The 21267-nt window shown below is 63.8% G+C and carries 19 protein-coding genes; 10 read left to right on the forward strand and 9 right to left on the reverse strand.

Annotated elements, in window-relative coordinates; all coding sequences use genetic code 11:
• Positions 1-123 precede the first annotated feature (123 nt).
• The 3 genes from scpA to ACIGJE_RS11765 are packed head-to-tail and all read right to left on the reverse strand — an operon-like array spanning position 124 to position 4028.
• Complete coding sequence (gene scpA / locus ACIGJE_RS11755; protein WP_483680150.1) at positions 124-2283, reverse strand: methylmalonyl-CoA mutase; 2160 nt, start codon at positions 2281-2283, stop codon at positions 124-126.
• Complete coding sequence (locus ACIGJE_RS11760; RefSeq protein WP_483680151.1) at positions 2280-3632, reverse strand: methylmalonyl-CoA mutase family protein; 1353 nt, start codon at positions 3630-3632, stop codon at positions 2280-2282. Before ACIGJE_RS11760 ends, scpA begins: the two co-directional genes overlap by 4 nt.
• A gap of 3 nt (positions 3633-3635) precedes the next feature.
• The gene (locus ACIGJE_RS11765; RefSeq protein WP_068288794.1) at positions 3636-4028 is read right to left on the reverse strand and encodes a DUF2780 domain-containing protein; all 393 of its coding nucleotides are present in this window, start codon (positions 4026-4028) and stop codon (positions 3636-3638) included.
• 201 nt (positions 4029-4229) lie between these two features.
• Here ACIGJE_RS11765 and ACIGJE_RS11770 point away from each other — a divergent pair, with 201 nt between their 5' ends.
• The 4 genes from ACIGJE_RS11770 to ACIGJE_RS11785 all read left to right on the forward strand — a co-directional run bounded on the left by ACIGJE_RS11770 (position 4230) and on the right by ACIGJE_RS11785 (position 9020).
• The gene (locus ACIGJE_RS11770) at positions 4230-5732 is read left to right on the forward strand and encodes a helicase HerA-like domain-containing protein (protein WP_483680152.1); all 1503 of its coding nucleotides are present in this window, start codon (positions 4230-4232) and stop codon (positions 5730-5732) included.
• Positions 5733-5928: 196 nt separating this feature from the next.
• Positions 5929-6387: a response regulator gene (locus ACIGJE_RS11775; protein WP_156771527.1), complete on the forward strand. Its 459-nt coding sequence runs from the start codon at positions 5929-5931 to the stop codon at positions 6385-6387.
• 140 nt (positions 6388-6527) lie between these two features.
• On the forward strand, positions 6528-7913 hold the full coding sequence (locus ACIGJE_RS11780) for a M20/M25/M40 family metallo-hydrolase (RefSeq protein WP_394310145.1): 1386 nt from the start codon (positions 6528-6530) through the stop codon (positions 7911-7913).
• A 66-nt stretch (positions 7914-7979) separates the two neighbouring features.
• Positions 7980-9020 carry a zinc-dependent alcohol dehydrogenase family protein gene (locus ACIGJE_RS11785; protein ID WP_483680153.1) on the forward strand — a complete coding sequence of 347 codons (1041 nt, stop codon included), beginning with the start codon at positions 7980-7982 and terminating at the stop codon, positions 9018-9020.
• On the opposite strand, the gene murJ is transcribed toward ACIGJE_RS11785, so the two are convergent.
• The 4 genes from murJ to msrB form a co-directional block, all read right to left on the reverse strand.
• Complete coding sequence (gene murJ, locus ACIGJE_RS11790; RefSeq protein WP_483680154.1) at positions 8998-10527, reverse strand: murein biosynthesis integral membrane protein MurJ; 1530 nt, start codon at positions 10525-10527, stop codon at positions 8998-9000. The genes ACIGJE_RS11785 and murJ overlap by 23 nt on opposite strands.
• 702 nt (positions 10528-11229) lie before the next feature.
• Positions 11230-11829 (reverse strand): superoxide dismutase, encoded by a 600-nt coding sequence (locus ACIGJE_RS11795; protein ID WP_311933382.1) that lies wholly within the window; start codon positions 11827-11829, stop codon positions 11230-11232.
• Between the two features lie 259 nt (positions 11830-12088).
• Entirely contained in the window at positions 12089-14209 is a 2121-nt protein-coding gene (locus tag ACIGJE_RS11800; RefSeq protein ID WP_483680155.1) for a S9 family peptidase, read from the reverse strand.
• A gap of 1 nt (position 14210) precedes the next feature.
• Positions 14211-14618, reverse strand: a complete 408-nt coding sequence (msrB, locus tag ACIGJE_RS11805) for a peptide-methionine (R)-S-oxide reductase MsrB (RefSeq protein WP_311933380.1) — start codon at positions 14616-14618, stop codon at positions 14211-14213.
• Between the two features lie 656 nt (positions 14619-15274).
• Between msrB and ACIGJE_RS11810 the strand changes: the two genes are divergently transcribed.
• Positions 15275-15694 (forward strand): Ros/MucR family transcriptional regulator, encoded by a 420-nt coding sequence (locus tag ACIGJE_RS11810; protein ID WP_068288823.1) that lies wholly within the window; start codon positions 15275-15277, stop codon positions 15692-15694.
• Between the two features lie 126 nt (positions 15695-15820).
• On the opposite strand, the gene ACIGJE_RS11815 is transcribed toward ACIGJE_RS11810, so the two are convergent.
• Together ACIGJE_RS11815 and ACIGJE_RS11820 are read right to left on the reverse strand one after the other, a co-directional pair.
• A complete protein-coding gene (locus ACIGJE_RS11815) occupies positions 15821-16240 on the reverse strand; it encodes a SufE family protein (RefSeq protein WP_311933379.1) in 420 nt (139 codons plus the stop codon).
• A gap of 41 nt (positions 16241-16281) precedes the next feature.
• Positions 16282-16584, reverse strand: a complete 303-nt coding sequence (locus ACIGJE_RS11820; protein ID WP_311933378.1) for a hypothetical protein — start codon at positions 16582-16584, stop codon at positions 16282-16284.
• Positions 16585-16937: 353 nt separating this feature from the next.
• Between ACIGJE_RS11820 and ACIGJE_RS11825 the strand changes: the two genes are divergently transcribed.
• The 5 genes from ACIGJE_RS11825 (at position 16938) to ACIGJE_RS11845 (ending at position 21248) form a co-directional block, all read left to right on the forward strand.
• The gene (locus ACIGJE_RS11825) at positions 16938-18686 is read left to right on the forward strand and encodes a PAS domain-containing sensor histidine kinase (protein ID WP_367624062.1); all 1749 of its coding nucleotides are present in this window, start codon (positions 16938-16940) and stop codon (positions 18684-18686) included.
• A complete protein-coding gene (locus ACIGJE_RS11830) occupies positions 18679-19464 on the forward strand; it encodes a peptidoglycan-binding domain-containing protein (protein WP_415084267.1) in 786 nt (261 codons plus the stop codon). Before ACIGJE_RS11825 ends, ACIGJE_RS11830 begins: the two co-directional genes overlap by 8 nt.
• Entirely contained in the window at positions 19461-19811 is a 351-nt protein-coding gene (locus ACIGJE_RS11835; RefSeq protein WP_311933375.1) for a DUF1491 family protein, read from the forward strand. The genes ACIGJE_RS11830 and ACIGJE_RS11835 overlap by 4 nt, the downstream gene beginning before the upstream one ends.
• Before the next feature lie 343 nt (positions 19812-20154).
• Positions 20155-20346, forward strand: a complete 192-nt coding sequence (locus ACIGJE_RS11840) for a hypothetical protein (protein ID WP_311933374.1) — start codon at positions 20155-20157, stop codon at positions 20344-20346.
• Positions 20343-21248, forward strand: coding sequence for an ADP-ribosylglycohydrolase family protein (locus ACIGJE_RS11845; RefSeq protein WP_415084265.1), 906 nt, complete (start codon positions 20343-20345; stop codon positions 21246-21248). Before ACIGJE_RS11840 ends, ACIGJE_RS11845 begins: the two co-directional genes overlap by 4 nt.
• The last annotated feature ends 19 nt before the right edge of the window (positions 21249-21267 follow it).

A 21267-nucleotide genomic window follows, 5' to 3' on the forward strand; every position in this document is an offset into this window, starting at 1 on the left:
GGCGGGCCGTGACGATCTTGGCGGAGTACATTGGGATCGCAGGCATCCTTGCCTGCCCTTGGAACCGCGGCGTCTCAAGGAAGAGCAGGCAGGGATGCCTGCGATCCCATAAAACGCCGGCCGTCACTGAGCGTCCCGTGGCCTGTTGTGGTGCCGGTGGCGCAACTGGTTCAGCAATTCGTCGAGCAGGCCGCCGGCAGCCTCAGTGATCACGGTGCCGGGCGGGAAGATCGCCTGGGCACCCGCGGTGTAGAGCGCTTCGAAATCCTGCTCGGGCACCACGCCGCCTACCACGATCATGATGTCGGGCCGCCCCTCGGCCACTAGGGCCTTGCGCAAGGCGGGAACCAATGTCAGGTGCCCGGCGGTGAGGGAGGAGACACCGACGATATGGACGTCGCTGTCGGCTGCCTGCCTGGCGACTTCGTCGGGCGTGGCGAACAGGGCGCCGATCTCGACCTCGAAGCCGAGATCGCCGAATGCCGAGGCGATCACCTTCTGGCCGCGGTCATGGCCGTCCTGGCCCATCTTGGCCACCAGGATCTTGGGTGGACGTCCCTCTTCCTCACGGAAGGTCTGCGTCTTCTGCTGGACCTTGGCGATGCCATCGCCGCTCATCGCGGCCTTGTAGACGCCGGAGGTGGCACGGATCTCAGCCTTATGGCGGCTGAACACCTTTTCGAGCGCCGAGGAGATCTCGCCGACGGTCGCCTTGGCCCGGGCCGCCTCGACGGCGAGGGCAAGGAGATTGGCATCGCCTTCCGCGCCCTTGCTCAGGGCGTCCAGGGCCTGCTCCAGGGCAACCGGATCGCGCTCGGCCTTCAACTGCGCGAGCTTGGCGATCTGGGCCGCGCGAACGGCCGAATTGTCGACCTTGAGCAGGTCGAGCGGTGGCTCCGACTGAGGCTTGTAGATATTGACGCCGATCACCGCCTGTTCGCCGGCATCGATGCGGGCCTGGGTCCGGCTGGCGGCTTCCTCGATGCGCAATTTGGGCAGGCCGGCCTCGATCGCCTTGGCCATGCCGCCCATCGCCTCGACTTCCTCGATGTGCTGCCAGGCTTTGGCGGCAAGGTCGGCGGTGAGGCTTTCGATGGCGTGGGCACCGCCCCAGGGATCGATCAGCCTCGTGGTACCGCTTTCCTGTTGCAGTACGAGTTGGGTGTTGCGGGCGATGCGGGCCGAAAAATCCGTCGGCAGTGCCAGGGCCTCGTCGAGGGCGTTGGTGTGCAGGGACTGGGTGCCGCCCTGCGTCGCCGCCATCGCCTCGATCAACGTACGCGTGACGTTGTTGTAGACGTCCTGCGCCGTCAGCGACCAGCCGGACGTCTGGCAATGCGTGCGCAAGGCCAGCGACTTGGCCGATTTCGGATTGAACTGCTGCACCAGGCGCGTCCACAGCAGCCGGGCGGCCCGCAGCTTGGCCACCTCCATGGTGAAATTCATGCCGATGGCGAAGAAGAAGGACAGGCGCGGCGCGAAATGGTCGATGTCGAGCCCGGCCTTCAGCCCGGCCTTGATGTATTCGACCCCGTCGGCCAGCGTGTAGCCGAGCTCCAGGTCCTGCGTCGCGCCGGCTTCCTGCATATGGTAGCCGGAGATCGAGATGGCATTGAATTTCGGCATGTTCTGCGCGGTGTAGGCGATGATGTCGCCGACGATGCGCATGGAGGGGCCCGGCGGATAGATATAGGTGTTGCGGACCATGAACTCCTTCAGAATGTCGTTCTGAATGGTTCCCGCCAGCTTGTCGGGCGAAACGCCCTGTTCCTCGGCCGCGACAATATAGAGCGCCAGGATCGGCAGCACCGCGCCGTTCATGGTCATCGACACCGACATCTCGTCGAGCGGGATGCCCTGGAACAAGGTGCGCATGTCGATGATGGAATCGATGGCGACGCCGGCCATGCCGACATCGCCGGTCACGCGCGGATGGTCGGAATCATAGCCGCGATGGGTGGCGAGATCGAAAGCGATCGACAGGCCCTTCTGGCCTGCCGCAAGGTTGCGCCGATAAAAGGCGTTGGATTCCTCGGCAGTCGAAAAGCCGGCATATTGGCGAATGGTCCAGGGCTGCTGGACATACATGGTCGGGTAGGGGCCGCGCAGGAAAGGCGGCAGGCCCGGCCAGGAATCGACCGCCTGCAGGCCGATCAGGTCGCTCTCGCCATGCACGGCCTTGATGTCGATGCCCTCGGGCGTGCGCCAGACCTCGCCGGTCAAGAGCGGTCCAGGGGCGGGTCGGCGGCGGGGACGCGCGGAAAAATCGGGGATGCGGCTCATGGGGTGCCTCCCGACAGGCTTTCGAAGGCGAGCGCGTCGCGCTTGCAGCTCAGGGCCGGCGAGGGGAGCGGGGCCTCCTCGTCCGGGGCCGGCCGCAGCACCGAAACCGCCGGTTCCTCCGCCAAGGTGTATTTGTTGGCGCCGATGATGGTACCGACGGGCCGGCGCAGCCTCTGGATCTCTTCCTGCAGCCAGCCCGACTGGATCACATTGATGATGCCGCCCTGGCGTTCGATGGCCTGGAACTGGGTCCAGCCGGCCTCGCACAGAGCCTGCGTCATCGCCTCCAGCCCGCCAGAGCCGGCGGCCGGATCGGCGATGCGGTGCAGATTGGCCTCGCTGATCAGGACATGCTGGCAATTGCGGGCAACGCGCCGGGCATGGGTGTCGGCGAGCCCGTTGGCGGCGGTATGGGGCAGGACGGCGACACTGTCGGCCCCACCCAGGCCTGCCGCGGCGGTGGCCAGCCCATTGCGCAGCATGTTGGTGGCGGGGTCGCGCCGGCTCAGCATGCGCCAGGCGGTTTCTGCGTGGATGTGGATCGGGGAGGAGGCAAGGTCGCAGGCGTCCTCGATCTCGAGCCAGAGCAGGCGCAGGGCCCGGAGCTTGGCGATGGTGGTGAACACGTCCTGATCAGCGGCGACGGTAAAGCCGATGCAGTGGCGCGCTTCTTCGAGGCGCAGGCCGGTCGCTTCCAGCACGCGCAGATAGGACAGGGCCGAGCTCAGCGTGCTGGCGAGCTCGAGCCCCGGGGTCGCGCCGGCCTCATGAAAGGGGCGGCTATCGGCGGTCAGCACCGTGCCGCCTTGCCGATGATTGGCGAGAACCGAAGCTGTCGAGGGCCAGCCGGTTGGCAAGATGCCCGTGGTGGCGAGCTGGCCGATCGGGTCATAACCGTAATGAACAGTGCCGCCTTCGATCTCGCTGAGCCAGCGCGCGACTTCGAGGGTCTGCGGCCCCGCTTCGAGCCGGATCTCGATCGCATTGCGCACGACTCCGGCCAGCAGGCCGTCCAGGCTGCCGGCCGAGGTGATCACGACGCCGAAGCCGCGGGCGAACGGGCTTTGCGTCGTCACCAGCGTCATGCCACCGGCACCGCCCTCGAGATCCTCGAGGAGCTGGCTGTTCGCCGGTACGACATCGGGATGGTCGGCACGCTGGACGATGGTCCAGGGTGCAGCCGGCGACCGCCCGGGAATGGGCAGGGCGCCGGCCATGCGGGCATGGATGGGCTGGAGGCGCGCGCCGTCCGGCAACAGGCTGGTCAGCCTGTCCTCGAAGGAGGCTCCCTTGAGCACGCCGGCGACGGCGTCGCGCCAGCGGGCCTCATCCGCATCCGCCTCCGCCATGGCTCAGACGAACTGGCCGAGTTCAGGGATCTCGGCAACAATCTTGCCGACGACTTCCGGCCCGGCTTCCTTCTCGGCATAGGCGAAGAGCTCCTTGCCGATCGCCTGGATCTGGTTGAGGTCGAGGCCGAGCGCCATCAGCTGGCCGCCGAGGCCTGCAATGCCGCCGCCGACATGGCCGACCATGCCGGCCAGCATGCCCATGAAACCGCCGCTCTGGGCATTCATGGCCTCATTGGTGACTTCACGCGCGCCACTGATCGAATCGACGAGCTTCGATACCGCGTCGGCGGGTCCTTCCCGCTCCAGGAAGGCAAGCACGGCACCGATAGCCTGCGTCGCAACTTCGGGGCTCACGCCAATCTTCGCACCCAGTTGGGCGACCAGCTCTTCCATCTTTCTTCTCCCTGACGTGACGCGGCTGCTACCAGAGACACACGGTAGGCAAACCGCTCTTCTCTGTTTCCCATTTTGCCATGGAGATCAAGGCCGTGGCTTTAAATACTTGTAACACTTCATCAAGCCATTGGCCGTAGCGATTGGCGGCGCGGCCGGTTATGGTTTGCGTTGCGATTTGACCGTTCAGGACAGGAAGAGATGACCGATCAGAGCCGGATTTTCGTCGCCAAGAGCGTCGAGCCTCAATATCTCGCGCTGGCCTTCGGCAATCGCCATGGGTTGGTCACCGGGGCGACGGGAACCGGCAAGACGGTGACCCTGCAGGTGCTGGCGGAGGGGTTCTCCGCCCGTGGCGTGCCGGTCTTCGCCGCCGACATCAAGGGCGACCTCTCCGGCGTTTCCCAGCGCGGCGAAGCCAAGGACTTCATCGTCAAGAGGGCCGCCGAGGTCGGCATCACCTATCAGCCCGACCAGTTCCCGGTGCAGTTCTGGGACGTCTTCGGCGAACAGGGCATGCCGATCCGCGCGACGGTCTCCGATGTCGGACCGCTGCTTCTGGCTCGGATGCTGCAGCTCAACGATGTCCAGGAGGGTGTGCTCAACGCCGCCTTCAAGCTCGCCGACGACCAGGGCCTGCTGCTGCTCGATCTCAAGGATCTCCAGGCCCTGCTGGCCGACATGGCCGACAAGGCCGCCGAACTGATCAAGACCTATGGCAATGTCTCCAAGACGACGGTGGGGGCGATCCAGCGCCAGCTCCTGGCGCTGGAGCAGCAGGGTGGCGACAAATTCTTCGGCGAGCCGGCCCTGTCGCTTGCCGATATCGGCCTGCTCGATGCCAAGGGGCGCGGTACCATCAACATCCTGGCCGCCGACAAGCTGATGATGGCGCCCCAGCTCTACGCCACCTTCCTGCTCTGGCTGCTGTCCGAGCTCTTCGAGCAACTGCCCGAGGTCGGCGACCTCGACAAGCCCAAGCTGGTGTTCTTTTTCGACGAAGCGCATCTGTTGTTCAACGATGCCCCGCCTGCGTTGCTGCAGAAGATCGAGCAGGTGGTGCGCCTGATCCGCTCCAAGGGCATCGGTGTCTATTTCGTCACCCAGAACCCGCTCGACGTGCCCGACACCGTGCTCGGCCAGCTCGGCAATCGCGTGCAGCATGCTCTGCGCGCCTTCACCCCGCGCGATCAGAAGGCGGTCAAGGCCGCTGCCGAGACCTTCCGCCCCAATCCCGATCTCGACACCGCCAAGGTCATCTCGGAGCTCGGCAAGGGCGAGGCCCTGGTTTCCTTCCTCGAAGGCAATGGCGTGCCTTCCATCGTGCAGCGGGCGCTGATCCTGCCGCCGGCGGCACGCGTGGGCGCCATCACGCCGGCCGAACGCCAGGCGATCCTGCAGGCTTCCCCGCTGCGCGGCAAATATGAAACCGTGGTCGATCGCGAATCGGCCTTCGAAATGCTGCAGCGCCGCGTCACCGACGAGGCGGCGCCCGCCGAGCAGGCGGAGGAGGGCGGCGGTTTGCTCGGCAGCGTCCTGGGGAGCGTGTTCGGTTCGGGCAGCGGCGGTGGGCGTGCTTCCGGCCGCATGACGACCTCGCAGGCCGTGATTCGCTCGGTGACGCGCACGATCGCCACGACGGCCGGCCGGGAAATTACCCAGGCGATCCTGAGAGGTGTGCTCGGCGGCCGTTCACGACGCTGAGGGATGCTCTCTCGCAATGCCATAGCTGAAGAGTCAGTATACAAGTACTACCAGTTCGCCGTTATTCGGGCCGCCTACGTCAAATTTCCCGTATTGCATTCCTAGCCCTCCTGGTGAGGTATTGGGATCAGCATATACGTTTGGGTACCCTTGGCGTATGAGCTTTTGAAGCGCGATTGCTGGAGGCTCTTGGGCGATGGATGGCGCAACTATACTGAACGACCGGTCGAATAGAAAAGTAATACAATCTGCTGATATTTTACTAGTGAATCCAAACCGAGAGGTTGCCGAGTTTTGGCGTGAGAACCTGCTGGATTTCGGCATGACCAAAGTCAGACTTGCTTCGGGTATCGTGGATGCTCTGGAGATGGCGCGGCGGGACCCGCCGCTGGGTGTTGTGATCGCACTGCCGGTGCTTGCGGACGCCTTTGCGTTGTTGGGCGCACTGAGCCAGGACGAAGGAGGCGAACTGCGCGAAGTGCCGATTCTGCTGGTTGCAAACCAGCCGAACCGTGCTGCGCTTCTCACCGCCACCCAGGCTGGTTTCGATGCCGTGCTGACCGAGCCGGTCTCGCCGCGGCAGATCTATCGGCGGGTGGGATCGATGATCCAGCGCACGCGACTCACCGCCCGGATGCGGAGCCTTGCGAGCTGACCAGCGCTATTCTTGCCCTTCCCGCTCGGGGGAGGGCGCAGCCATGGGCCGCGAAAATGCCATCGGAAGGCAAGTCGGCCCTACCCAGATCGGGCAAGGCGCGTTAGCTTGGCGCTTTCTCACCCGCATCGTTAAGGCACATGTCTGACATCAATAAAGCGCTCGATGCTGCCGACACGGCACTCGATGCCAGCCTCGACCGGCTGTTCGAATTTCTCCGCATTCCCTCGATCTCCGCCGACAGCGCCTATGCTGGCGATTGCCAGAAGGCGGCCGAATGGGCCGCCTCGGTCTTGAGGGACATCGGCTTCGATGCTTCCCCTCGCAAGACCATCGGCCATCCCATGGTGGTGGGACATCGCCGCACCGGCAAGCCGGGCGTGCCGCATGTCCTGTTTTACGGCCACTATGACGTGCAGCCGCCGGATCCGCTCAATCTGTGGCACACCAAGCCGTTCGAGCCGGTGCGCAAGCCCGGTCCCCATGGCGACATCATCGTGGCCAGAGGCGCTTCCGACGACAAGGGCCAGGTGATGACCTTCATCGAGGCCTGCCGTGCCCTGATCGAGACCCAGGGGGAATTGCCCGTTGATGTGACGGTGTTCCTCGAGGGCGAAGAAGAATCGTCCTCGCGCAGCCTCATTCCCTTCCTCAAGGAGAACAAGGACGAGCTGAAGGCCGATTTCTGCCTGGTTTGCGATACCGATATGTGGGATCGCGAAACGCCGGCCATCACCACCATGCTGCGCGGCATGGTCTATGAGGAAGTCACCATCAAGGCCGCCAGCCGCGACCTGCATTCGGGCATGTATGGCGGCGCTGCCCAGAACCCGATTCGGGTGCTGTCGAAGATCCTGGCTGCCCTGCATGACGACAATGGCAGCGTCACCCTGCCGGGCTTCTACGACGGCGTGCAGGAATTGCCCGAGGCAGTGAAGGCCGAGTGGGCTGCCCTCGACTTCGACGGCGAGGCCTATCTCGCCGAAGTCGGCCTGAAGGTGCCGGCCGGCGAGAAGGACCGCACGGTGCTCGAGCAGATCACCGTGCGCCCGACCTGTGACGTCAACGGCATCAGTGGCGGCTATGAGGGAGAGGGCGCCAAGACGGTGATCGCCGCGCAGGCTTTCGCCAAGGTGTCGTTCCGCCTCGTGGCAGGCCAAGAGCCCGAAAAGGTGCAGGCTGCCTTTCGCAAATTCGTGACCGATCGCCTGCCTGCAGACTGCAAGGCCGAATTCCAGTCGCATGGCATGGGACCGGCGATCGCCGTACCTGCGGATAGCGAGCCGCTTGCCAAGGCGCGAGCGGCGCTGGCGGAGGAATGGGGCCGCACCGCGCCGGTGATCGGGTCGGGCGGTTCGATCCCGGTGGTCGGCGACATGCAGCGCATCCTCGGCATCGATTCGCTCCTGATCGGCTTTGCCCTGGAAGACGATCAGATCCATTCGCCCAACGAGAAATACGATGTGCGCAGCTTCCATCGGGGCATCCGCTCCTGGGTGCGCATTCTCGATGCGCTCGCCAAATAGGGCAGGCCTCGAGCAGGGCCGGCGCCAGCGCCGGCCCTCGTCCATTGGCTGCGATACGGGTCCACCATGAAAGCTGTGGTTTTCGAACAATTCGGGCAGCCGCCGAGACTGCAGAGCGTGCCCGATCCGGCGCCCTCGCCGGAAGGCGTGGTCGTCAAGGTCGAGGCCACGGGCCTGTGCCGCAGCGACTGGCATGGCTGGATGGGGCATGACCCCGATATCGTGCTGCCCCATGTGCCTGGGCACGAATTGGCCGGCACCATCGTGGCGGCCGGCAGCCAGGTTCGGCGCTGGCGCGCGGGGCAGCGCGTCACCGTGCCTTTCGTCGCGGGCTGCGGTCATTGCCGGGAATGTGCCGGCGGCAATCAGCAGGTCTGCGAACAGCAGTTCCAGCCGGGTTTCACGGCCTGGGGTTCCTTCGCGGAATTCGTGGCGCTCGATTTCGCCGATGCCAATCTGGTGGAATTGCCCGAGGCCCTCGATTCGGCGACAGCGGCGAGCCTGGGTTGCCGCTTCGCCACCTCTTTCAGGGCGGTGGTCGACCAGGGACGGGTTCGGGCAGGCGATTGGGTCGCCGTGCATGGCTGCGGCGGCGTCGGGCTGTCGGCGATCATGATTGCCAGCGCCGTCGGCGCCAATGTCGTGGCCATCGACCTGACCGACGAAAAGCTGGATTTCGCCCGCCAGTTCGGCGCGGTGGCAACCATCAATGCGGCCCAGATCAAGGATGTCGTCGCCGCGGTCCGAGACCTCACCGGCGGTGGCGCCCAGGTATCGCTGGACGCGCTTGGCCATCCCGTCACCAGCGTTAATTCCATCGGCAATCTACGTCGACGCGGCCGCCACATCCAGGTCGGCCTGATGCTGGGCGACCATGCTCGGCCGCCGATACCGATGGACCGGGTGATCGCCTATGAGCTCGAGATCCTCGGCAGCCACGGCATGCAGGCTTTCCGCTACCAGGCGATGTTCGACATGATCGCCGCCGGCAAGCTGGCGCCTCAGAAGCTGATCGGCAGCCGCATCGGCCTCGACGAGGCGCCGGAAGCTTTGATGCGGATGGACCGCTTCGACGGCGTCGGCATCAGCGTCGTAACGCGCTTTTGAGGTCCATGCCGGCCGTGCCGAACGCGCAATACACGGTGGCGCCGTAGAACGCGGCGCCGACGATGCCGACGAGGGCGAGGCCGATGATGTCGCCGATATGGGAGAGCCCGGCCAGGAGTGGCACCAGGGCGGTGGCGGCCGCGTACATGGCCAGGCCGGCGGTGACGGTTGCCAGGGCGACGCAAGCCAGCATGGCATAGAGGCGCCTGTCGAGATGCATGAAGCCGCGGCGGCTCGCCAGTACCGTGAGGAGGCCGAGATTGACCCAGGCACCGAGCGAGGTCGCCAGGGCAAGCCCCGCCTGCTGGAGCGGCCCCATCAGGACGACCTTCAGCCCGATGTTGACGGCGATGCCGGTGAGGGAGGCCCAGAGTGGCGTCGCCGTATCGCCGCGGGCGTAGAAGCTGGCGACGGCCGAGCGGATCAGCACCACGGCCGGCAAGCCTGCGCCATAAGCGAGAAGGGCGCTGGAGGCGGCCTCGGCATCAGCCGCGGTAAAGGCGCCGCGCATGAACAATGCGCGCATGATGAGATCGGGGACGGCAAGGAAGCCGGCGAGAAAAGGCGCGGCCAGTAGCCAGGTCAGGAAGATGGTGCGCCGCTGGGCGGCATGCGCCTCGTCGACCTGTCCGGCCGCCAGCAGGCGGCTCATCTGCGGCAGGATCACGGTGCCGGCCGCGATGCCGATAATGCCGAGCGGCAATTGATTGATGCGGTCGGCATAATAGAGGGCTGCCACCGCACCGGCCGATAGCAGCGAGGCGATGATGGTATCGGCAAAGATGGCGATCTGGGTGCCCATCGAGCCTATAGTGGCCGGCCCCAGCGCCTTGAAGAAGGCTTTCACCGGCGCGTCCAGCTTGATCGGCTCGGGCTTGGCGAGCACACGGGCCCGGCGCGCCGCCCACAGCATGAAGCCGAGCTGCAGGACACCGGAGATGGTGAGGCCCCAGGCCGCGGCATGGGCGGTGGTCGGGAACCAATGATGCGCAAGCAAGGTGGCGATCATCGCCACATTGAGCAGGATCGGTGCCGCGGCAGCCGCCGTGAAGCGTCCGACGGCGTTGAGCACGCCGCCATAGAGCGTGGCCAGGGTGATCAGGATGAGATAGGGAAAAGTGATGCGGGTGAGCGTTACGGCAAGATCGAAGCGCTCACCCTCGAAGCCCGGCGCATTCAAGCCGACGAATTGTGGCGTGAAGATCAGCACCAATCCCAGCAGGATGACCTGCGAGATCAGCAATATCGACACGATCCGCCCCTGGAACAGCCGTGCGGCGTCGTCGCCATCCTGCTGGTGGACCCTGGTGTAGGCCGGCACGAAGGAGGCGTTGAAGGCGCCTTCGCCGAAGATGGCACGGAAATTGTTCGGCAGGCGGAAGGCGACGATGAAGGCCTCGGCGGCCGGGCCGCTTCCCATCAGGGCGGCCATCAAGGCGTCCCGGACAAAACCGGTCACGCGCGACACCATGGTCCAGGCGCCGATGGAAAGAATGTTCTTCAGCAAGGAGAGGGCCTATCGTGATGTCAGCTCCGCCTATACGCGGCTTTGATCGGCGGGAACAGGCACTATCGCCTTGAAAAGGTTGCCAACGGATGATGGCGGCAGGGATTTTCGGTGGAGAAGCTGTCGTTCGGGCCAGCTGCGTTCAGGCGTGAGCCCGATTTGTTTCCACGTCGTTTACGCCCGCCTTGTGATTCCGGGGACACGCGCCAGCGTGTAACGGGTTCCAGAAAAGAAAGAGGCCGCAGCTTGCGCTGCGGCCCAAGTCTAGGGAGGAAACGCCCAAGGAGGGCTATCAAACGGGGAAAAATTCCGCGCCGTTTGATGAGGATTAGTTTAGTGTGCGCCGCACAATAAACAATTGCTGAGTTTGCATGGCTGCTAGGCGAGCCATGCGTAGCGATTGCAGGTGCTCCGCTACCGTTCCTCTATAAAGAATAGATGTATCAATAAGTTGTGTTTCATATCCAAGATTTTGCATTTACGCCTTGTGCCCAAAATGGGGCAAGCCATGCACTGCGCGGGACGGATCGACTATCAAGTCTCCAAAAATGAAAAGGGCGGAGAACGCTCCGCCCTTTCAGCTTCTCGACAGAATATCCGAAAACGCCCTGCAGTCAGACAGGGTGCGACGAAGGCGCGGGGCGACCTCTTTGAAAGTAAGCGCCATTCGAGCCCACGGGCCGAATGGCGCTCCGGAGCTGCTTACTTCACTGCCGCTTCATAGAGCTCGGCGACATATTCCCAGTTCACCAGGTTGTCGACGAAAGCCTTGAGATAGTCGGGGCGACGATTGCGATAGTCGATGTAATAGGAATGCTCCCAGACGTCGACGCCGAGGATCGGCGTAGCGCCGTGCACCAGCGGGCTCTCGCCGTTCGGGGTCTTGGCGACGATGACCTTGCCGTCCTTGACGGCAAGCCAGGCCCAGCCCGAACCGAACTGGGTGACGCCGGCCTGGATGAATTCTTCCTTGGCCTTGTCCACCGAGCCGAGGCCGTCGACGATGGCTTTTTCGAGGTTGCCGGGGATGGCGCCGCCGCCATTCGGCTTCAGCCACTTCCAGAAATGCAGATGGTTGTAGTGCTGGCCGGCATTGTTGAACAGGCCGGCATTCTTGCCATAGGAGCCCTTGACGATGTCCTCGAGGCTCTTGCCTTCCCACTCCGTGCCCTTGAGCAGGTTGTTGCCGTTGTTCACATAGGCAAGGTGATGCTTGTCGTGGTGGAACTCCAGCGTTTCGCGCGACATGTAGGGCGCGAGGGCGTCATAGGAGTAGGTCAGTTCGGGGAGCGTGAAGGACATGGTGTTCCTCATGAAGTGACATGATGGCGATGGGCATGGCTACAAAACGCAGCCCGCCCGTCCAGTGTTCCCGAACGGTTGCCGCGAGATCGAAGATCTTGCAGCCATCCGGGCGGGAGCCGAGTGAAGGGATGGCGGCTAGCGGCCTCGATGCCCGCTGGAGCGGGCTGCAAGGCCGATGCACCGTCGGCGGGCAAACTTAAGCGCGATGGCGCTGGAAGGGAACTGATTTGGCAGGGTGACCGGCATGATTTTTAAGTCACGCCGCTCCCATCCTCTGCAGGGCGAAGGCCTGGACCAGCGCCACTTCCTTCAGCCGTTCGAAGCGCCCGGAAGCCCCGCCATGGCCCGAATCCATATTGACCTTGAAGATCACCGGATTGCCCTGCGGGTTCTTCTCGCGCAGCCGCGCCACCCACTTGGCCGGTTCCCAATAGGTCACGCGGGGATCGGTCAGGCCGGCGAGGGCCAGGATGGGCGGGTAGGGACGGGCGGCCACGTTGTCGACCGGGCTGTAGGAAAGAATGATCCGGAAAGCCGCTTCGTCCTCGATCGGATTGCCCCATTCGGGCCACTCCGGCGGGGTGAGGGGCAGGCTGTCGTCGAGCATGGTGGTGAGCACGTCGACGAAGGGAACCTCTGCCACGATGGCACCGAACAGGTCGGGAGCGAGATTGGCGACGGCGCCCATCAGCATGCCGCCGGCCGAGCCGCCATGGGCGACGATCCGCTTGCGGGCCGTGAAACCGCGTTCCGCCAGATAGCTGCCGGCCGCGATGAAGTCCTGGAAGGTGTTGGGTTTCTTGGCGAGCTTGCCTTCGCGATACCAGCGCCAGCCTTTTTCCGTGCCGCCGCGAATATGGGCGATGGCATAGACGAAGCCACGGTCGACCAATGACAGCGCGTTGGTGGAAAACTGCGCCGGCATCGACAGGCCATAGGCGCCATAGCCGTAGAGCAGCAGCGGTGCCGAGCCGTCCAGGGCGGTTTCCTTGCGGTAGAGCAGGCTGATAGGCACGCTTTCGCCATCGGCCGTGGGGGCGAAGACCCGGCGGGTGACGTAGAGCGCAGGATCGTGTCCGGATGGAACCTCCTGGCGCTTACGCAGAACACGCTCGCGCGAGCGCATGTCGTAGTCATAGGTCTCGGCCGGCGTGGTCATCGAGGAATAGACGAACCGGATCCGGTCTGTCGCAAACTCCATGCCGCCATCGAGCGCGAGGGAATAGGCTTCCTCGGCAAAGTCGATGGCGTGTTCCTCGCCGCTGGACAAGGAGCGGATCACGATGCGCGGCAGGCCGTCCTCGCGCTCGAGCCGGACCAGCCAATCGGCCAGCAGCACGATGTCGAGGATATAGCGGCCCGGCTTATGCGGGATGAGGTCGCTCCAGGATGCCTGAGTTGAGGACGCCTGTGCGGGCGTCGCCAGAGGCGCGGTCATGATGCGGAAATCCTCGGCATCGTCGAAGTTGGTCAGGATCAGCAACTGATCCTTCCCGTCCGGCAAGGGGCGGTGTTCGATCTCATATTGCACGCCTTCCTGGCGCGCGGCGATCAGATGCACGCGGCTGTCGCCATCTTCGAGGCGGATCACCCGGACTTCCGAGGTTTCATGATCGTGGATGTCGATGACCGCCAGACGGCGCGACTGGGTCTGCGACAGACCGACGAACATGCCGGCGTCGGCCTCCTCATAGATGAGGCGGTCGGTACCGGCTGGGGTAGCCAAGAGATGCAGCCACACGCTGGAGGCGCGATGGTTCTCGTCGAGCCTCACATAGTAGAAGCCCGATCCATCCGCGAGCCAGACGGCCTCGCCTTCCGTATCGGGGACATTGTCGGTGAGCATTACGCCTTTCGAGGTATCGAGCAGGCGTATCGTATGGAATTCCGAACCGTTCTCATCGCAACTCCAGGCGATCAGCCGATGATCGGGCGAGGGGGCAAAACCGCCGAAGGCAAAGAAGCTCTTGCCCTTTGCGAGGGCGTCGCCGTCCAGAAGCAGCGTTTCCTCACCGCCGCCACGCGGGCGCCGGCAGAACAGGCGATGCTGTCCGCCCTGCCGGAAGCGCGAATAGTAGTCGAAGGGCCCGTCCGGAGAGGGCACCGAGGAGTCGTCGGCCTTGATTCTCCCCTTGAGCTCCTCGAACAGGACGGCCCGCAGGTGCTCGCCCTCCGCAAGCTGGGCGTCGGCATAGCGATTTTCCTGCTCGAGATGGGTCTTGATGTCGGCGGGCAGCGTCGAGCCGTCACGCAGCACGTCCTGCCAATTGTCCGCCCGCAGCCAAGCATAGTCGTCCTGTAACGCAATACCGTGAACGACGCGTTTGCTTGGCCGCTTTTCGGCAATCGGCGGCAGAATGGGGGAGGAAGTCACCATCTCATGCCTTCTGGTCGGGTGTGAAGTTCATGGCATGGCCGTTGATGCAATAGCGCAGGCCCGTAGGCGGCGGGCCATCCGGGAAGACATGGCCGAGATGGGCATCGCAAGCGGCGCAGCGGATCTCGATACGGCGCATGCCGTAGGATCTGTCCTCCAACTCGACTACGGCATCCGCGCGCACGGGTTCGAAATAGCTCGGCCAGCCGCAGCCTGAATCGAACTTAGTGTCCGACCGGAACAATTCCTCACCGCAACAGACGCAGGAATAGGTGCCTTTTTCTTTGGCGTTCCAGAAAGGTCCGGTAAAAGCGCGCTCCGTGCCGCGTTCGCGGGTAATGTGGTATTGTTCTGGAGAGAGAAGCGTCCGCCATTCCGCATCTGTTTTGTTAACTTTCTTGTTTGGCACAATTGTCTCCCAATATTTTGCCGCAAAGGGATGCTATCGAAACGGTGGACATACTTTGCGACTGATTCGACGGGCCGAGCGTTTGAAGACTATTCAGTTCGTCGTAAATAGGGGGTGGGGCGACAGTTCGCAATTCAGTGTCTTGTTGAATTCCGCGGCGGGCTTGCAAATTTGCATTTGCTGTTTGCCGAGGGTGGCAATTGTCGCAAGGGAAGCCGGTCGAATTCTAGACCTTTCTCATCGGCGCGGGATCGGCGGCAGGCGCAGCGATGCTGCGTAATGCGCTGGTTAGGTGCGCCTTTCTACAATTGCAGTCTGCTGTCGTGCCTGGCGTGACCTATCCGGTCATCAGTGCAGATCAGATAGTCCGATCGGGTGTTGCAGTACCCATTTGTGATAGGGGAGCGTCTTACGTAGGCGGTTGCATGTTTTCACGGCAGTAATCAGATGCGGCGTAGTGCAAAATTCATGCTTGTCTTGCAAAAGATCTTGATTGATAAGATTTGAGAGTTTACATCAGTGCGCAATTCGAAATTCGCGATTCCAAAGTTGCGAAGCGGATGTATGGCCTGCACTGCTGTTAATGAATGGCGCGGCAGCGTAGCCGGTGGTGAACATTTAGTTAAATCAGACCAAAAAAAGAAAGTCGATTTACCATGAGCGACGGATCCAACAACACCAACTTCATCGAGCTCGCGGCGGACATCGTCTCGGCCTATGTCAGCAATAATTCGGTTGCTGCATCGGACCTGCCCGGCTTGATCAATGAGGTCCATGGTGCTCTTCAGCGTATCACCAGCGGCGTGCAGGAAGTGCCGGCCGAGGCTCCCAAGCCGGCGGTTCCGATCAAGAAGTCGGTGACGGCTGACTACATCATCTGCCTCGAGGACGGTAAGAAGTTCAAGTCCCTGAAGCGTCACCTGCGCACGCAATACAATATCTCGCCGGAAGAATACCGCGAGAAGTGGGCTCTGCCGGCCGATTACCCGATGGTTGCCCCCAACTATGCTCAGGCCCGCTCCAACCTGGCCAAGCAGATGGGCCTCGGCCAGCAGCGTCGTCGCAAGGGACGGTAATTTCGCCACGGCCCTGCCGGGACGACAACAACAGCCGGATGCCATGCATCCGGCTGTTGTTGTTTGAAGTATATAGGGGGTGTCGCCAGTTATGGTTTGGCGCAAGACGTTCGAGGCAGGAAGCGATCAGGTCGTGACCAGGACCTGCCGCGCATCGCTGCGAATGCGTTCGACAAACGATTTCAGTCCGTTGGAACGCTGCGGCGTGAGATGTTCCTCGAGCTGCAGTTTGCGGAAGATTTCAAGTGCGTCGATGGCCAGAATCTCCGACGCGGTGCGGCCGGAATAGACGGCCACCAGGATCGCCAGGAGGCCGCGCACGATAAAGGCGTCGCTATCGCACTGAAAACCGGCCCGCCCTTCCTTCCAATGGGTGACGAGCCAGACCTGGCTGACGCAGCCTTGCACCTTGTTGGCCGCTGTCCGCGCCTCGTCGGGCAGCGGCTCCAGCGTCTTGCCGAGCTCGATCAGGTAACGATAGCGATCCTCCCAATCGTCCAGGAGTTCGAAATTCTCGATGATGACGGCGATGTCTTGGCTGCTCATCCCCTTCATATAAGTGAGATGCCGAGGAAGACAAAGCCCTCTCAGGGAATGGAAGGGCGTGGGGGCGGCAGGGCTGTGAAGCGCTGACCGGCTGGAGCGGGAGCGGCGGCGGCATCGTCACCCGGGCTGGCGAGGAGGCCGGTAAGCTGCCTGGCACCGGCGAGGCCAGCGGCGCATTGCTGGGGACTGGCGGCGCAATAGGACAAGGCGGCGCCGACGGCCTTGTCGGCGAGGGCCGTTGCCGACAGACCCGCCAGGGCCTGCTTGTCATGCTGGGCCGGCGGCGCCGGCAAGAGCAGGGCGACCACGGCAAGCCAGAACATCATGCGCAGGATGAAGAACACGTCATGGGCTCCCGATCGATGGTCAATTCTAGCATGGGCACCATCGACAGGAGCGTGACTCATCGCACGGACGGCGGCAAAGTGAAGGGATGGTTAACCCGCCAACCCGTCTTGGTGAGGAATTGTTCACCATGTTTGGCACTTGACCCGCCAAGAGGCCTTTCCAGACGCAGGAACGGCCTGGCAGGCCCATTCTCTTAGGGTTCGTTTAAAGGACGCACTGCCATGGTCGACGGGTCATGTAGGGAGCGCGGCCGCAGGGCCGTGCCGGGGCGTTGCGTCAGTTTGATTGGTTCATATCCGCCAAGGCATCCGTCGACCGCTTGGTCCACGGATCGGCGAAACACGATCCCTTGACAGCGGCCCGACATGGTGCCTTCGTCGCGATGCTGCTCGGCGCGGCGCTGTTCGGCCTGACATTGGTGCCGCCTTTCCTGGCTTTCTCCGGTGGTCCCAGCCTCGGTGTCGGCGGCATCATGGTACTGGTTGCCGCCCTGCTCGCCATTGTCTGGCGCTTGTCCGTCACCGGTCGTCTCGATGTTGCGGCTCTACTCACCGTCCTCGCCGTCTGCGGCTTTGCCGGCATCGTCGCCCGCCACAGCGGCGGGCACAGCGCCAGCGCCTATGCGCTTCTGGCCGTCGCTCCCGCCCTCGCGCTGCTGACGGGCGCCCGCAACATCGTGATCCGCGCTATCGTCCTGGCCGGCATCACCGCCATGATGATCGCTCTGGCGGGAACGAAGATGGCGCCGCCGCCCAGTCTCGGTACGCGCTTCCTCGACGGACTGGGCGTCGTGCTTGCCCTTGCTGCCGTCGGCGGCATCGTGCTGATGGAATTGCGCCTGAGGCGCTACGACCGCCAGCTCGTGAAGTCCGGCGAAGCCCGTTATACCCTGCTGGCGGAGAACATCAGCGACCTCGTGACGCGGCACGGCAAGCGCGGCCAGGTCGTCTATGCTTCGCCGGCGTCCCAGGCGCTGTTCGGTGCCGAGCCGTCCGAACTGCTCGGCCAGGGCCTGTTCGATTATGTGCATATCGCTGACCGTCCCGCCTATCTGTCTGCGCTTTCCAGCGCCGAGATGGATGGGCTGGGCTCGACGGTCGAGTTCCGGCTGCGCCGCAAGGGGGAGGGGGCTCCCGTCTTCCTGTGGGTGGAGATGCGCTGCCGGCCGCTGGGCGAGGATGAGGACCGCCAGACGGTGGCGGTCATGCAGGACATCACCGATCGCAAGGCCTATGAGCACCAGCTCATCGACGCCAAGATCGAGGCCGAGAAGGCCAATGCCGCCAAGAGCCGCTTCCTGGCCACGATGAGCCATGAGCTGCGCACGCCCCTCAATGCCATCATCGGCTTTTCGGAGCTGATGCTGAACGAGGAGATGATGAAGCTCTCGGCAGAGCGGCGGCATGAATATGCCGGCCTGATCCATGACAGCGGCCACCATCTGCTGTCGATGGTCAACGGCATCCTCGACATGTCGAAGATCGAGAGCGGCAGCTTCGAGCTGGTGCCTGAATCCTTCCAGATCCGCGACCTCATCGAGAACTGCCGCAATATCCTGCTGCTGAAGGCGCAGGAACTCGGCATCTCCCTGGAGACCGCCATCGCGCCCGACATGCCGCCGATCATCGCCGACAAGCGCGCCTGCCGCCAGATCTACCTCAACCTGATGTCCAACGCGCTCAAATTCACCAAGCGCGGCGGCCATGTCACCATCGGCGCGCGCCAGGAGAAATACGGCGTCGCCCTCTTCGTCGCCGATGACGGCGTCGGCGTGGCGCGCGAGGACGTGCCGCGGCTGGGCGAGGCCTTCTTCCAGTCGACGGCCGGCAAGCCGTCCAAGGACTACGAACGGACCTATGAAGGTACCGGCCTCGGCCTTTCCGTGGTCAAGGGCCTTGCCCAGTTGCATGGCGGGCGCATGGAGGTCGACAGCCTGATCGGTCACGGTACCACCGTTACGGTTCAGCTGCCGTCCGATTGCGAAAGCGAAGCCTCGCGCCGGGCCTTTGCCAGCGGCGCCACCATTGAAACGCTGCCGGTGCGTCCGGCGGTCCAAGATCATTTTATCGAAGAAGAATTGGGGAAGAAGCGTGCGTGAAGCGTTAGCCCGTTCCGATCGCGATTTTCTGCTGTCGGACAAGGTCGAAGAGGCCCCCTCGCGTTATGTCGGTATCATGCGGGTGATCCTGCAGCGTCCGGCCGAGGTCGCGGGACTGGCGGTGATGGGGGGCCTCAGCCTTGCGATCCTGGTCAATGCTCTGGTTCTGCAGAACGGCACGCATACCTCGCCCTTCATCGCCCAGCGCGGCTCGGCCTCGTCGGCTCCTTCCGTTTCGGCGTCGGGTGCGGGCGCGCGTGGGGCTGACGATGCCGCTTCCCAGGACGCAGTTGCCGTGCTGCGGGATGTCCAGCTCGCCTTGGCCGAGCGCGGGCTCTATGACGGCCTGGCCGACGGGGTTCTCGGCCCCAAGACCACCACGGCGATCCGCTCCTTCCAGCAGCACAATGGCATGCCGGTCGACGGTCAGCCCAGCGCGGCGCTGCTTACCAAGATCATCGCCAGTTCCAGTCCCCTGCTCACCACCGAACCGACCGCCGCAGAGGCGCCCCCGGCTCCGCCCGTCGACCAGATCGCCGCGCTGATCAATGGCGAGCCGCCGGCCCCGGCCGGCCCACAGCCCGACAAACGCGTGCTTGGGGTCGAAAAGGCACTGGCCAAGCAGGGCTATGGTCCCCTGAAGGTCGATGGCTTCATGGCGGCCGACACGCGCAACGCCATCTCCCGCTTCGAGAAGGATCGTGGATTGCCGGTAACCGGCCAGATCTCGACGCGGCTGCTGCAGGAATTGGCCCGTTCCGGTACCAAGGTGGAATGAGCGCCCGGCTCAAATCCAGCCTGTTCGTCGCGGCTTATCTTCGCCGCGCCATGGCGGAAGGTGCCTTCGCCGCATTGCGCCAGCGCGGTTCCGAGGAGGCCGGGGCCATCTTCGTCAAGATCGACCATCTCGACGGCACCGCTGCGCTTTACGGCCCGGCGCCGCAATCGCTCATCACCGAGGATGATGGCGTGCGCCGCTTTGTGCGGATCACGCCGGCGGACGCCACGCCCTTGGATGCTGAGACGCGATTGCAGCGCGAATTCCGCTTCGACCCCGACCTCTGGGTCATCGAGGCGGAGGACCGCCAAGGCCGGCATTTCCTCGACCTCGCCGAGGAAAGCTGAGGCGGGCATTGCCCGAATTACCATTCGGCAATGTATCAAAACGTGATTCCGCAACCGGTGGCTTTGGGTGCATAGTCTGGCCCGGACGGCCGGTGATGCCTTGCCGGACGCACCATGCCCGAAAGGCCTACGCCTATTTTGTTGGGCGCGTTTTGCCCAAAAAGGGCCAATTGGCCGTAATATCGGGGCCCGATGTGCAAAATCGCACACCGGAGTCACGCCGCAGCGACGGCGGGCGGCGTTTAGTGCGTATGTACACAGACTGTTAACTTTCCTTACCTGCTAATGACCCCAAAGCGAACGGAGTCTCGATTTCTGGTGCAATCTGCTGATAGGTCCCGCCATGAGCATCGTCCTGCCATTTCCCAAACAACCTCAAGCCCCACGCCCTCCGAGTGAACAGGAGGCCCGGGAGCCTAGTGCCGAAATCCTGTTCTTCACCGGCGTGCGTATCGAGCGCCACGTGGAAGACGATCGTCAGTCGCCCCAGCCGCGTCGTGGCGCCGGTGGTGGCAAGCGCCATCGCAAGGCGTGAGTTCCAGCGACTATCTCGACCGAGCCGAAGGAGCTCTCCTCGGGCTTGCCATCGGTGATGCGCTCGGCACCACGCTCGAATTTTCAGCCCGCGACAGCCATGCTCCCCTGACCGACATCGTCGGCGGCGGGCCATTCGCCCTTCCACCCGGGGCCTGGACCGACGACACCTCCATGGCGCTTTGCCTGGCGGCGAGCCTCCAGCAGCACAAACAATTCGATCCCCAGGATTGCATGAACCGTTTCGTCAATTGGTGGCGACACGGCTATTTGAGCGCGACCGGCGAGTGTTTCGACATTGGCGGGGTAACCAGCAAGGCCCTGGCGCGCTATGAGGCCTCGGGCAATCCGTTCGCTGGCCCGACAGCCGCCGATACCGCCGGCAACGGCTCCTTGATGAGACTGGTGCCGGTCGTCATCGCCGCTCGAGGAGATCGGCAACGTGCCCTGCGGGATGCGGCGGACCAGTCCCGCCTGACTCATGGGGCCGAGGAAGCCGTCGAGGCCTGCGTCTATTTCGCAACCCTGCTGTTCGAGGCCCTGCACGGTGCGGATCCGGCGAGCGTGCTGCGGCCGAAGCACTTGCCGGAGAATCTTCCCGAGCGGCTGAGGCGTTGTGCAAGCACGGATTGGCGGCGGGTCGAACGCGATGCCATTTCCTCCAGCGGCTATGTCATGCACACGCTGGAGGCGGCGCTGTGGGCCGTATCCCGAGCCGGATGCTTCCAGGGTGCGGTGGTAGACGCGGTGAATCTGGGTGGAGACGCCGACACGATCGGCGCTGTGGCCGGCCAATTGGCCGGTGCCTTGTGGGGACGAAGCGCCATTCCGATCGCCTGGCAGCACAAGGTCGTGTGGGGCGATGAGATCATCGCGACGGCCCGCGCTCTCGCGCTGGGTTGAGAGGGTGCCGAGCGCTTTC

The organism is Labrys sp. E2SS-1L (assembly GCF_057073705.1).

Coding starts and splice junctions, on each gene's coding strand:
- ACIGJE_RS11795 (WP_311933382.1), bottom strand. CDS start 11,829: ATGTCCTTCACGCTCCCCGAACTGACCTACTCCTATGACGCCCTCGCG.
- ACIGJE_RS11760 (WP_483680151.1), bottom strand. CDS start 3,632: ATGGCGGAGGCGGATGCGGATGAGGCCCGCTGGCGCGACGCCGTCGCC.
- ACIGJE_RS11770 (WP_483680152.1), top strand. CDS start 4,230: ATGACCGATCAGAGCCGGATTTTCGTCGCCAAGAGCGTCGAGCCTCAA.
- ACIGJE_RS11785 (WP_483680153.1), top strand. CDS start 7,980: ATGAAAGCTGTGGTTTTCGAACAATTCGGGCAGCCGCCGAGACTGCAG.
- ACIGJE_RS11840 (WP_311933374.1), top strand. CDS start 20,155: ATGAGCATCGTCCTGCCATTTCCCAAACAACCTCAAGCCCCACGCCCT.
- ACIGJE_RS11815 (WP_311933379.1), bottom strand. CDS start 16,240: ATGAGCAGCCAAGACATCGCCGTCATCATCGAGAATTTCGAACTCCTG.
- scpA (WP_483680150.1), bottom strand. CDS start 2,283: ATGAGCCGCATCCCCGATTTTTCCGCGCGTCCCCGCCGCCGACCCGCC.
- ACIGJE_RS11835 (WP_311933375.1), top strand. CDS start 19,461: ATGAGCGCCCGGCTCAAATCCAGCCTGTTCGTCGCGGCTTATCTTCGC.
- ACIGJE_RS11765 (WP_068288794.1), bottom strand. CDS start 4,028: ATGGAAGAGCTGGTCGCCCAACTGGGTGCGAAGATTGGCGTGAGCCCC.
- ACIGJE_RS11800 (WP_483680155.1), bottom strand. CDS start 14,209: ATGGTGACTTCCTCCCCCATTCTGCCGCCGATTGCCGAAAAGCGGCCA.
- ACIGJE_RS11810 (WP_068288823.1), top strand. CDS start 15,275: ATGAGCGACGGATCCAACAACACCAACTTCATCGAGCTCGCGGCGGAC.
- ACIGJE_RS11775 (WP_156771527.1), top strand. CDS start 5,929: ATGGATGGCGCAACTATACTGAACGACCGGTCGAATAGAAAAGTAATA.
- ACIGJE_RS11780 (WP_394310145.1), top strand. CDS start 6,528: ATGTCTGACATCAATAAAGCGCTCGATGCTGCCGACACGGCACTCGAT.